The sequence below is a fragment of the Methanoculleus sp. UBA303 genome, assembly GCA_002501655.1.
Lineage (GTDB): Archaea > Halobacteriota > Methanomicrobia > Methanomicrobiales > Methanoculleaceae > Methanoculleus.
In genome coordinates this window covers 62273-74364 of sequence record DANY01000031.1, presented here as the reverse complement: position 1 = coordinate 74364, position 12092 = coordinate 62273, and the positions used below count along the sequence as shown (strand labels likewise).

Annotated in this window: 13 protein-coding genes; 6 read left to right on the top strand and 7 right to left on the bottom strand. The window is 64.7% G+C overall.

The features are described 5' to 3' along the window. On the bottom strand, nt 1-597 hold a 597-nt coding region (locus tag BP846_RS07360), incomplete at its 3' end, for a glutamine synthetase beta-grasp domain-containing protein (protein ID WP_292393932.1). A 91-nt stretch (nt 598-688) separates the two neighbouring features. On the opposite strand from BP846_RS07360, the gene BP846_RS07355 reads away from it, so the two are divergent. The 4 genes from BP846_RS07355 (at nt 689) to BP846_RS07340 (ending at nt 4305) form a co-directional block, all read left to right on the top strand. Continuing rightward, nucleotides 689-1738 carry a class II glutamine amidotransferase gene (locus BP846_RS07355; RefSeq protein ID WP_292393942.1) on the top strand — a complete coding sequence of 350 codons (1050 nt, stop codon included), beginning with the start codon at nt 689-691 and terminating at the stop codon, nt 1736-1738. Then, a complete protein-coding gene (locus BP846_RS07350; RefSeq protein ID WP_349680764.1) occupies nt 1735-3243 on the top strand; it encodes a glutamate synthase-related protein in 1509 nt (502 codons plus the stop codon). The genes BP846_RS07355 and BP846_RS07350 overlap by 4 nt, the downstream gene beginning before the upstream one ends. Before the next feature lie 67 nt (nt 3244-3310). Further along, entirely contained in the window at nt 3311-3511 is a 201-nt protein-coding gene (locus BP846_RS07345; RefSeq protein ID WP_292393930.1) for a hypothetical protein, read from the top strand. 119 nt (nt 3512-3630) lie between these two features. Further along, a complete protein-coding gene (locus BP846_RS07340; protein ID WP_292393928.1) occupies nt 3631-4305 on the top strand; it encodes a hypothetical protein in 675 nt (224 codons plus the stop codon). Between the two features lie 117 nt (nt 4306-4422). Here the strand turns inward: BP846_RS07340 and BP846_RS07335 are convergent, their stop codons facing one another. Genes BP846_RS07335 through BP846_RS07320 form a run of 4 tightly spaced genes read right to left on the bottom strand, consistent with a single transcriptional unit; the run spans nt 4423 to nt 8598 of the window. Continuing rightward, complete coding sequence (locus tag BP846_RS07335; RefSeq protein ID WP_292393926.1) at nt 4423-5583, bottom strand: aconitase X catalytic domain-containing protein; 1161 nt, start codon at nt 5581-5583, stop codon at nt 4423-4425. A gap of 3 nt (nt 5584-5586) precedes the next feature. Further along, nucleotides 5587-6828, bottom strand: a complete 1242-nt coding sequence (locus BP846_RS07330; protein WP_292393925.1) for a UbiD family decarboxylase — start codon at nt 6826-6828, stop codon at nt 5587-5589. Beyond that, a complete protein-coding gene (locus tag BP846_RS07325; protein WP_292393923.1) occupies nt 6821-7375 on the bottom strand; it encodes a UbiX family flavin prenyltransferase in 555 nt (184 codons plus the stop codon). The genes BP846_RS07330 and BP846_RS07325 overlap by 8 nt, the downstream gene beginning before the upstream one ends. Before the next feature lie 14 nt (nt 7376-7389). Continuing rightward, nucleotides 7390-8598, bottom strand: coding sequence for an HD domain-containing protein (locus tag BP846_RS07320; protein ID WP_292393921.1), 1209 nt, complete (start codon nt 8596-8598; stop codon nt 7390-7392). 46 nt (nt 8599-8644) lie between these two features. On the opposite strand from BP846_RS07320, the gene BP846_RS07315 reads away from it, so the two are divergent. Continuing rightward, a complete protein-coding gene (locus BP846_RS07315) occupies nt 8645-9553 on the top strand; it encodes a 2-phospho-L-lactate transferase CofD family protein (protein ID WP_292393919.1) in 909 nt (302 codons plus the stop codon). 70 nt (nt 9554-9623) lie between these two features. Continuing rightward, nucleotides 9624-10526 carry a 2-phospho-L-lactate transferase gene (gene cofD / locus BP846_RS07310; protein WP_292393917.1) on the top strand — a complete coding sequence of 301 codons (903 nt, stop codon included), beginning with the start codon at nt 9624-9626 and terminating at the stop codon, nt 10524-10526. Between the two features lie 3 nt (nt 10527-10529). Here the strand turns inward: cofD and nifU are convergent, their stop codons facing one another. Beyond that, a complete protein-coding gene (nifU, locus tag BP846_RS07305) occupies nt 10530-10928 on the bottom strand; it encodes a Fe-S cluster assembly scaffold protein NifU (protein WP_292393915.1) in 399 nt (132 codons plus the stop codon). 8 nt (nt 10929-10936) lie between these two features. Continuing rightward, nucleotides 10937-12091: a cysteine desulfurase family protein gene (locus tag BP846_RS07300; protein WP_292393913.1), complete on the bottom strand. Its 1155-nt coding sequence runs from the start codon at nt 12089-12091 to the stop codon at nt 10937-10939. Nucleotide 12092: the final 1 nt, after the last annotated feature.

Genomic DNA, 12092 nt, shown 5'->3' with positions numbered 1-12092 from the left:
CTTGAAGTCGATCTCGTGCTGGCTCTCGGCGACCTCGTGGTGCGACGCCTCGATCTCGAACCCCATCTCGGTGAGGGCGATGATGATCTCACGCCGAACATCCTCAGCGAGATCGGTCGGCGCGAGGTCGAAGTAGCCGCCGACGTCCTGGAAGAGCGCGGTCGGTCTGCCGTCGACCATCCGGAAGAGGAAGAACTCGAGTTCCGGGCCGGTGTTGAAGGTATATCCATCCTTCGCCGCATCTTCCATCGTCTTCCGGAGTACGTAGCGCGGGTCGCCCTCGAACGGCTCCCCGTTCGCCTTGTAGACATCGCAGACGAAGCGCGCAACCGTGTACTCCTGGGGCCGCCAGGGCAGGAGGGTGTAGGTCGAGAGGTCGGGCCGGAGCACCATATCGGACTCCTCGATACGGACGAACCCCTCGATCGACGATCCGTCAAACCCGATACCCCCGGTCAGCGCCTTCTCCGCCTGCTTCACCGGGATGGCGACGTTCTTGGGCATGCCCGGGACGTCAGCGAACTGGAGCCGGAGAAACTTGACATTATCCTTTTCGATACGTTCAAGCATATGTGAGACAGTGTCGCGGGGTTGCATGTAGAAGGTCGCTTCCACCTAATCATATTTATACATGGCGCATATATCTCTACTGGAAATGCAGGGCCGAAGAGCGAACCCTGTGATAGCGATGTGCGGTATAATCGGCGTAATGGACCGGAGGCGCGGGGCGATTGGCGGCTCCGGCATCAGGCAGGCCCTCTCCATGATGAACGAGCGCGGCAGCGGCGAAGGGGCGGGGTATGCGGCCTACGGTATCTATCCTGAATACCGGGACTGCTACGCGCTCCACGTCTTCTTCAACGACATCCAGGAGGATAAACTGCCTTTTGACGCGGTGCTTGAGCAGTGGGGGACGGTCGAGCACGACGAGGCGATCCCGACCTACGACCAGCCGAACCTTCGGGCGGTCCACACCCCCTGGCGCTACTTCTTCAGGCCAGACCCCTCCCTCGCACCAGGGGGTGCACCCCAGGACGATATCGTCAGCACCCTGGTGATGCGGGTCAACGCCGCCCGCCGGGGCGCTCTCATCGTCTCCTCAGGGAAGAACCTCGGTGTCTTCAAAGCTGCTGGCTGGCCTGAAGATGTCGCGAACTTCTACCGGATCGAGGACTACGAGGGCTACACCTGGCTTGCGCACAACCGCTACCCGACTAACACCCCGGGGTGGTGGGGGGGTGCGCATCCCTTCAACCTCCTCGACTGGAGCGTCGTGCATAACGGCGAGATCACCTCCTACGGGACCAATCGGCGCTACATCGAGAGTTTCGGCTACACCTGCTCGATGTTCACCGACACCGAGGTCGTCGCCTATTTAATCGACCTCCTGGTGCGGCGGCACGGTCTCGATATCGACATCGCGGTCAGGGCGCTCGCCCCGCCCTTCTGGGAGGATATCGACCGGATGCCGGGGGCCGAACAGGAGTGGAACACAGCCCTCCGGCTTGCTTACGCGCAGGCGATGATGAACGGGCCGTTCGCCATCGTGGCCGCGGACGCCGGGACGATGGTCGGGTTCACCGACCGGAGCAAACTCAGGCCGATGGTCGTCGGCGAGTGCGGAGACCGCCTCTACATATCAAGCGAGGAGGCCGCGATCCGGGCCATGGAGCCCAACGTCGAGTCGATCATGATGCCGGCCGCGGGCGAGCCTGTGATCGGGAGGGTTGCGCGGTGATCGGGAGCCTCCCGCCCCGGTACCGGGTCAGCATCGACCCGGTACGGTGCATGGAGTGCGAGCGGTGCATCGAGAACTGTTCCTACGGGGTATTCCGGCGGGACGGCGACCGGATCCTGGTCAACTCGCGGAACTGCACGGCCTGCCACCGGTGCGTCGCCTGCTGCCCCCGGGACGCCATCATGCTTGAGGAGCACCCCTGCGACTACCGGAGCCACCCCCTCTGGACCAGAGAGGCCCGGGAGGCGATCTACCGCCAGGCAGAGACCGGCCGGATAATCCTCGCCGGGATGGGCAACGCGCTCGATTACCCGGTCATATTCGACCGCCTGGTCCTGGACGCCTGCCAGGTCACGAACCCGAGCCTCGACCCGCTCCGCGAGCCCATCGAACTGCGGACCCATATCGGGAAGAAACCGGCGAGGCTGGACCTCCGCCGGAATTCGAACGGGGATGTCGAACTCCGGACCCGGCTCACCCCGAACCTCAGGGCCGAGACCCCGGTCATGATCGGGCACATGAGTTACGGGGCGATCAGCCTCAACGCCCAGATATCTCTGGCCCGGGCGGCGAAGGAGGTCGGGACGTTCATGGGCACCGGGGAGGGCGGGCTCCATGCTGCCCTCCATCCCTACCAGGACCGCATCGTCGTCCAGGTGGCCTCCGGAAGGTTCGGGGTGAACATCGACTACCTGGAACGCGGCGCGGCCATCGAGATCAAGATCGGCCAAGGCGCAAAACCGGGGATCGGCGGACACCTCCCCGGCGAGAAGGTCTGCGGTGAGATATCCCGCACCAGGATGATCCCGGAGGGGAGCGATGCGATCAGCCCGGCGCCGCACCATGATATCTACAGTATCGAGGATCTCGCCCAGCTCGTCCGGGGCCTCAAGGAGGCGACCGAGTGGAAGAAGCCGGTCTTTGTGAAGATCGCCGCCGTCCATAACGCCGCCGCCATCGCCGCCGGTATCGCCCGTTCGCCGGCCGACGCCGTCGTCATCGACGGGTTCCGCGGCGGGACGGGTGCCGCGCCGCGCGTCTTCCGCGACCATGTGGGTATCCCGATCGAGGCGGCGGTCGCGAGCGTGGACCAAAAACTCCGCGACCAGGGGATCAGGAACGAGGTCTCGGTCATCGCGAGCGGCGGTATAAGGGGGAGCGCCGATGTGGCGAAAGTGATCGCCCTCGGCGCCGATGCAGTCTACATCGGGACCGCCGCGCTGGTGGCGATGGGGTGCCGGGTCTGCGGGAACTGTTACCGGGGGCTCTGCCCCTGGGGGATCGCCACCCAGCGCCCGGACCTGGTCGAGCGCCTGGACCCGGATATCGCGGCAAAGCAGGTGGCGAACCTGATCCGTGCGTGGACGCTCGAACTCGCCGAACTGCTGGGCGCTGCCGGGATCAACAGCATCGAGAGCCTGCGGGGCAACCGTGACAGGCTCCGGGGGTATATGCTGGACGAGAGCCTGATGCAGGTGCTCGACGTCAGGCAGGTGGGGGCGTGAGGTCAGAGAGTGACGTGAAATCGCGGAAGAGTAACAATCAGGAGGCCATGATGCCGAGAAGGGTCACATGGAGAGATACGGCGCCGCCATCTGCCGGACGCCGGTGAGAGAGGCGGTCCTCCGCACCATCCGCACGGTCTTTGTGAGTTTCTCCGATATCGAGGCCGGGTACGTCTTCGGTTCGTTCTGCAGGGAGGATTTTGGCGACGTGGATGTAGCAGTCCTGGTCTTCGGGGCAGGATGGTCCCGGGACATAGGGTTAATATAGTATCGCATATACCGGCCGTGCGCTCCGTCTGACCCGTGCGGATGTTTCATCGTGCGTATGTCCCGCACACTGTGAAAATAGCCGGGTTGGATTGGAGCCAGTCAGAGGATGTGACAGATATGCAAAAAATGTTGCTGAGGGGCAGTATCCTGTTAAGTATTCTCATCGTCACGTGCGCATTCGCCGTGACGGCAGTGCCGGTGGGGCCGCCGCAGATCCCGGGAGGCCCCGTCGCTTCAGGCATGGAGAATATCATCAAACCCGGGACGGTCCTGACATACGATGCGTCGATCTCCAGGATAACGACCGACCAGTATGGCATACCGAGCCAGTCCCCTGTCGCATCCTTCGACTGGGTCGTGAAGGTCGAGGAGGCGTCAGGAGGTCGCTATGCGGGAACTGCGGAGCTCATCCCGCGCAGCCACGCAATAACTGGCGGGGTGTACCGGTGGTCGTACACGGAGGGTCAGCAGAATCCCGATTGGTTTGGACCCCCGCTCTGGGTTGACCCGGGAGCCCCGGCAGAGTCCGCGGGAACGTACGGGAGCGGCACCTGGCAACTGCTCGGGGACCCCATGGGCCTGAAGATGCCCAACCCCCTCACCGGCGTCGAACAATCCGTGAACCAGATGCAGACGACGGGCCCGGGGAACCTGCGGTATATATCGTATGACACCGATTACGGGACAGTCCTCCTGTACACCGAGAAGACGGGCCAGTACTTCATGTCCTTCTGGTTCCGGTCCCTGAATGAGGGCGGCCTGACCGGGCCGTTCGGAGGGATAGTCCCGTAACGCACCGGGTCATCCCGGCGCCTGCGGCGGACCGCCGATACCCCCCGGGGCGACTTCGCGAAAGGGCAATATGCGGTTTAGGGGGAGGGGCGGGCGGCACGGAGCGCCGGCCCCCCTTCACGACGTCGCGACCTCGACGCACTCCTTCCTCGTTCCTATCCGGGCGAGCGCCCCGCACATCCCCGGAACATAGGCGAGGGCTTTGCCCGAATCCACCATGATCGATGCGAACTCGTCCATCCGGGGCGAGACGACCATGCAGGTGTCCGGGATCACCCGGGCGCCGCTGTGCTCGATAGCGCCTACGAGGTCGGGGTTATTCTTCGCGACCCCCCGGGCGGCGAAGATGTAGAAGGGTTTCGTCGTCTTCTTCCCCTTGAGGAGATCCGCAAGGCCGCGGAGTTCGTCGGCGGAGCAGTGTGGGCACCCGACCGCGACCGCCTCCACCTCCGTCTCCACAAAGAGGGCTTCAATCTCATCCTGTGTCACCGTCACCCGGTCAAGGCCGGCGGTCTCAAACGAGAAGACCCGGGCCTCCGGGGTGATCTTATCGACGTGGAAGAGCGCAACCGCGCCGGTCGCCGCCATCGCGGCGCCGAGCGCCTTGAGCTGGTCGCGGCCCGGCCGGATCCCCTCGAAGATGGGTATACGGTTCCCCACCTTCTTCCCGGCGACGTGCCCGATGGCGCCCCAGTGGTCGGATCGCAGGCCTGTGCCGCTCTCGACCTCGATGACGACCTGCGGTCGCCGGTTCGCGACGATATGCAGCCCATAATACGGCGTCTTCCCGACTATCGCCGCCGCAAGGGCGCTCGGACCGCCTTCGCGGTTCGTCCGGGCGCCTAAAACCGAGTTCGCGTAGGCGACCGCCGATGACTCTGACCAGGCCAGGTGTTCCCCGTACTCCGTTATGCGGAGGTAGTAGGGCGTGCAGGTACACTCGAGCCTGATCCCGAGCCTCCGGTAGGCTTCGACGACCTCCGCCTGGCGGCGGGCGAACTCCTCGGCGATCCCGAACTCCCGCCACCCCTCCTGCGGCATACCGATGGGGTTTAAGACGGCCGGGACCGCCACCCGGGCATCGAGGCTCTGCAGCCAGGCAAGCCCCCACTTTCCGATCGTCTTGTAGGATGCACCGCTCACCTGGGCGCTCGTAATCGGGACGAGCCTCTCGGCATCGTAGACCCCCCCGAGCGCGACCAGGATCTCCATCATCTTCTGGCGTGTCTCGCCGAACTCGCCGGCGAGCACCTTCTCGTCATCGTTATCAAGGTACATGAACTACGGCCACTCCGCTCTCTTGAATTCGCCCTCTCTCCCCATAACGATCGTGGCATCGACCCCGACCTTCACGTTCGTCCCGTCCGCTAGACGCATCGGGTCAAGCGACGACCCACGCACACCGCTGATGACCATGATATCGGTATCGCCCCGCACCCTTGTCGCTATAGCGTACTCGACGTCGTAGGGGTCGTAGATATCGATGTCCTCGTCCACCACCACGACGTGCTTCAAGGATGTGTGGGCTGCAAACGCCGCCATGATGGCGTTTTTGGCGTCACCCTGCGTGTTCTTCCGGATCTGCACCACCGCGTGGAGATAGCCGGCGCCGCCTTTCGTGAGGAGGACGTTTCGGACCGTCGTCACCTCGCTGACCGCGCGGTAGATCTTCGGCTCGTAGGGCGCCCCCATCAGGAGTTTGTGCTCGTCGCCAGCAGGGAGGATGCCGTGGTAGATGGGGTCCTCCTTGCAGTACATCCGGGAAAACTCGATCACCGGCTGCTGCCGCACGGGGTCGTAGGTGCCGGTGATATCGACGAACGGCCCTTCCGCCGCCGTTTCCAGCCCGATAGAGCCTTCGAGCACGATCTCGGCGTTGGGAACCCGGACGCCGTTTTCGCACTCCCGGACAGCGAGTTCACCCCCCATCAACTCCGCTGCGTAGGCGAGTTCCTTCCCCTGCGGAACGCGGGTGCAGGCGGCAAACGTCACCAGCGGATGGGTGCCGACGGTGACCGCGACCGCCAGCCGCTCCCCCCGAGCAAGCGCCTCCCGAAGGAGGGTGTGGGTGTGCCTCCCCTCCACCAGGCGGGCCACCACCCTTCGATCGTCGAGGACCATCATCCGGTGAATGGAGGCGTTCTCCACGCCGCCGAAGCGCGAGAAGACGATCCCCGACGTGAAGTAGCGCCCGGCGTCTCCCGGGAAGTGCTTCATGACCGGGAGACGGGAGAGGTCGGCGGGAACGCCGCTCTGGCACTGCCCGGCGTCCACCACGCGGCCGGTGTAGGTGGCGGCCGCAAGGTGCCTGACCAGGTCCCGTTCGCCCACGCCGAGCGCCGCTGCAAGCGCTCCCCGGTCACCGAGGAGGTTCATCACCGCCCGGTGACCGTCGAGGTCGTGGAAGAAGAGGATCTTATCGGTCCGGCTCGCCATACGGGGAGCCTCATAGACGGTCGAGCAGGGGCTCTCGATATCCTCGACCCTCCCCTGCTCCCGCATCATCGCAATGAAATCACGCATCGTATCCACTCCATCTGCTCCCCAGGCGGTGCTCGACCCCCAGGTGGTCGAGCACCCGGGCCACCACCATATCGACGAGGTCGTCGATGGTCTTGGGGTGCTGGTAGAAGGGGGGGCTTGCGACCATAACGGTCGCGCCGGCCTCGTCGGCTGCAAGCATGTTCTTTAAGTGAATCCGGGAGAGCGGCATCTCGCGGAGGAGGAGGAGGAGGGGCCGCCGCTCCTTGAGGCAGACGTCCGCCGCCCGCGCGATCAGGTTGTCCGCGAGCCCGTTGCTGACCGCCGCAAGCGTCTTCATGCTGCAGGGTACGATCGCCATACCGTCGTAGCGAAACGAGCCGCTGGCGATATCGGCTGCGAGGTTGCTGTTCTCGGCGTATATGGCGTCGAACCCGGTAAGGTCCACACGCTCGATCCCGGCTATCTGCCGGGCGGTGTCGGATATGACGATATGCACCGTTGCCTGGTCGCAGAGCACCTCGAGCAGGCGGCGGGCGTATACGACCCCGCTTGCTCCGGTGACCCCGACGACAAATTCCTTCTTCATGTACTCCTCATCGATTATGCAACTACGAGTTTATCCTGTTTTGTCGCCCGCTTCACCCGGAGTACCTCCATCGCCGCCTGCTCCACGGCATGGCGATGTTCGGGGGTCGTATAGATCCCGAGGCGCCACTGTTGCCGCCGGGTGTCGTTCAAGGTGTTGATGAGGGGCGAGACCTGCTCGATATCCACCATCGTGTGGCTGTTCCTGACCCGGACCTCCATCGAGAGGGCGCCGGGGAGCCGGGGAATGTCCACAAGAACCTCGTCCCCCGGGATTCCCGCGGTCTCGGCGATGGCGAGGGCAAGGTCTCGCTCCCGGGCGGCCCCGGGGTCCTGCTGGAGGGCTGCGGCGTTCACCCGGTCTTCGCCGACATAGAGCGCCCGCTTGTAGAGGTCCCGGGCGTAGACCCTGGCGGCAAGGTCCCGGGTGGTCCCGTGCGGGGAGTGTTTCAGCCGCTCCATACAGGCAGCATCGTCCATCCGGACGAGTTCACGGGCATCCGCGCCCGGGACGTTCTGCACCTCCTCCCGGAGGGCGTGGACGAACATGCTCGTCGCGATCCGGCTCACGTGGTGGAAGTAGACCGCCGGGCGCATCAGGGTCCGGGCGATCAAGAGCGACTCGGCGGCGTTGATACCGCTTTCACGCAGCGCGATGCCGGATTCGGCGAGGACCGAGCACCGGATAAGCCTGTGTGCGTCGACTGTCCCGTAGGGCACGCCGGTGTAGTGAGCGTCCCGCATCAGGTAATCCATCCGGTCGACGTCGAGGCTCCCGTGGATGATGCTCGCGAGGCGGTGCTCCCCTGCGACGACGGCGCAGACCTCAGCGGGGTCGACCCCTTCCGCCTCGAGGACCCCGGCGACCGCCCCCTCCCTGACGAGGTGGTCGATCTGGTGGTGGCTTCGCCCCAAAAACTCCTCCATCACTGGCTCGGTGACGTGGGAGAAGGGCCCGTGGCCGATGTCGTGGAGGAGGGCGGCCGTCGTGACGAGTTTCGTCTCGCCGTCGTCAAGCCCGAGCTCCCGGCACATGAGGCCTGCAAGATGCATCGCCCCGAGCGAGTGCTCGAACCGGGTGTGGTTTGCGCCCGGGTAGACGAGGTTTGCAAACCCGAGCTGCGTGACGTGGCGGAGCCGCTGGACGACTCCCGAGTCGAGCAGCCGGAGTGCGAGCGGTTCCGCCTCGACGTAGCCGTGCACCGGATCCTTGATGATCTTCATCCGTTCTGTTAACATTCTTGAGAGATGACTGATAAAGGTATGGAGGATGATCACCTTCCTCTCGGGCGGAACCGGAGCGCCCGCGCTCATCAGGGGCGCCCGGCAGATCCTCTACGACAGCGATATCGCCGTGGTCGCGAATACCGCTGAGGACTTCTGGGTCTCGGGGAGCCACTGTGCGCCGGATATCGATACCGCCATCTTCCTCTTTGCCGGTATACTCGATACCGGGCGATGGTGGGGGATCAAGGGGGACACCTACGCCACCCACAACTACCTCCCGAAGGTGGCGGGCGGCGAACCCTTCGTGATCGGCGATCGTGCCCGGGCCGTCCAGATCGCCCGGGCAGCACTCCTCAAGAAGGGTTGGACCCTGACGGAGGCTGTGCAGGCACAGTGCCGGGCGCTCAGCGTTGGGGCGACCATCCTTCCGGTAAGCGACACAGAGGCTGGCCTACTCGTCGATACCGGCACCGGGCGCCTGCCGCTCTTCGAGTACTGGACGTGCGCCGATGCCGGTACCGAGGTGCGGGAACTCATCCACACCGCCCCCGTTCGGCCGGCGGTCACAGACGAGGTTCAGGCGGTTATTGAAGCAAGCGATGCCGTGGTGATCGGCCCGGGAAACCCCGCCCGGAGCATCCTCCCCATCCTCGAATGCGTTGGGATGCGTGACCTTCTCCGCGACCGGTTCGTCGTCGCGGTCTCGCCGTTCCAGGGGGACAGTGCCCCGGACCCGAAGGACACCGCGCTCATGTACGCCGTCGGCGAGCAACCGACCTCGCCGGGGGTATTCCGGCTCTACGGTGATATCGTCGACGTCTTTGTCCAGGACTTCCACGACCCCGACGAGGTCCCGGGATCGCTCCGCCTGGAGGCGCACCTCCTGCACAGCCGGCAGGCCGAATCGCTCGCCTGGGATATCATGGCGGTCATACGACACGCTGTTTCGTGAGAGGAGGCTTCGCCGCTACCCGGCCCCATTAACAAAATTCATATGGTTGCACTTGTTACGCTAAATATTCATGATCACTTTCCTCTCGGGCGGGACCGGGACCCCGAAACTCCTCCGCGGTGTGCAGGAGTTGCTGGACGAGCGGGAGATCGCGGTCATCGTCAACACGGCCGAGGATACGTGGCTCTCCGGCAACCACCTCTCGCCCGATATCGATACGGTTATGTACCTCTTTGCGGACATCCTCGACACCGGCCGGTGGTGGGGAATCCGCGACGACACCTACATAACCCACGACCTTCTCGCGAGACTCGGCATCGAGGAGTTCATTGCCATCGGGGACCGGGACCGGGCGGTCCACGTCGCCCGGGGAGAGATGCTCCGGGGCGGTATGCGGCTCACCGAGGCGACGGCGACCCTCTGCGGGAAGCTGGATATCCAGGCGACCGTTCTCCCGATGACCGATTCTGCGGTGACGACCTACGTCAAGACGCGCCGGGGCGATATGCACTTCCAGGAGTACTGGGTGAAGCACCGGGGCGACGTGGCGATCGAGGGCGTGGTCCGGCGGTTCCGGGAGCCGCCGGTTGCGACCGATGAGGTTCTCTGCGCGATCGAGGCGAGCGACGCTGTTATAATCGGACCGAGCAACCCGGTCACGAGCATATCGCCGATCCTCGAATGCGCCGGGGTTCGGGAGGCGCTCCGCCGGCAGTACGTCATCGCGATCAGCCCCTTCATCGGTGATGCGCCGGTCAGCGGCCCGGCGGCCGCGCTGATGCGGGCCTTCGGCAAAGAGCCCTCATCTGCCGGAACCTACAGTCTCTACGAGGATTTCGTGGATATCTTCATCCAGGATACCAGGGACCCGGTCGAGATTCTGGGGGCTCTCCGCCAGGATACTCTTATGGTCTACCGGGGGAAGAGCCTGGATCTCGCTAAGAGCATTATGACGCTGGTCTACGGGTGCTGAGGGTTAACCCGTCGCTTCCTTCTTCTGCTTCTCCCGGAAGTCCTGTATCGCCGCGTGGAGCGCATCCGCCGCGAGGTTCGAGCAGTGCATCTTCCGGGGCGGCAGCCCCTCGAGCTCGGTCGCCACGTCGTCGCGGGTGATCTTCATCGCCTCCTCAAGCGTCTTTCCTTTGGCGAGGTCGGTCACCATGCTGCTCGTCGCGATCGCCGAACCGCACCCGAACGTCCGGAACCGGATATCTTCGATGACGTCGTCCCTGACCCTGATGAAGATCTCCATGAGATCCCCGCAGACGGGGTTGCCGACCTTGCCGTAGCCGTCCGGGTTCTCGATCACCCCGACGTTGTGCGGGTTCATGAAGTGCTCCATCACCTTCTGGCTGTATCCGATCTGGTCTGCCATGCTCTCACCTACAGCGGTGTAATAGCCCGGAGACGTTTAACTGTTTCTCTCGTGGCGCTGACGACCCGGGAAACCTCATCGAGGCTGTTCCGGCGCCCGAGCGTTGCGACCATCGACCCGTGCGCCTCGTCGTGGGCGAGCCCGATGGCAAGGAGGACGTGGGAGGCCTCAAGCGTCCGCGAAGTGCATGCCGACCCGGTGGCGACCGCGATACCGAGCATGTTCATGGCGAGCTGGATGCTCTCGCCCTCGATCCGGGCGAACCGGAAACTGGCATGGTGCGGGAGCCGTTCCGCCGGGTGGCCGGTCAGGTAGGCCTCCTCGATCCCGGTGATGCCGGCAATAAGCCGGTCCCGGATCCCCCGGAGTCTTTCGCTCTCCTCCGGCATCTCCTCCTTTGCGAGCCGGGCCGCCTCCCCCATGCAGGCGATGCCAAAGACGTTCTCGGTCCCGGGCCGGAGCCCGCGCTCCTGTCCGCCTCCGACGATGACCGGCTGGACCCGGACCCCCGGGCGGATATAGAGCGCCCCGACGCCGTCCGGCCCCCCGAGTTGATTCGACGAGAGGGTGAGGAGGTCGATGCCGTCACGCTCCACATCAATGGGTATCCTCCCCGCGGCATCGGTGGCATCCACATGGAGGAACCCTCCCCGGTCGTGGACGATCTCCGCCACCTCCCGGATCGGCTCGATGGTCCCGATCTCGTTGTTGGCGTAGTGGACCGATGTGACGACGGTCTCCGGCATGACCGCCGCCGCGAGGGCATCGAGGTCGATGACGCCGAAGCGGTCGACCGGAACCTGCGTAAACGTAAACCCATTCTTCTGGAGGTCTTTTGCCGGGTTCAGCACGGATATGTGCTCGATGGCGCTCGTAACGACCCTCTTCCCCATCTTCTGGTTCCGGAGCGCGGTCCCCCGGACAGCGATGTTGTTCGACTCGGTCGCCCCGCTCGTGAATATGATCGAGGCCGGGTCCCATGCGCCGACGAGCGCCGCTACCTTCTCCCGTGCCCCGGCTACGGTCGCCTGCGCCGCGAGCCCTTCCTGGTAGATCGTTGAGGGGTTGCCGGCGAAGCCGGCCGGGAACTGCCTGCAGAACCGGGCAACCCCGGGGTGGACCGGCACCGCCGCCGCGTGGTCAAGATAGATCCGCTCCTCCATA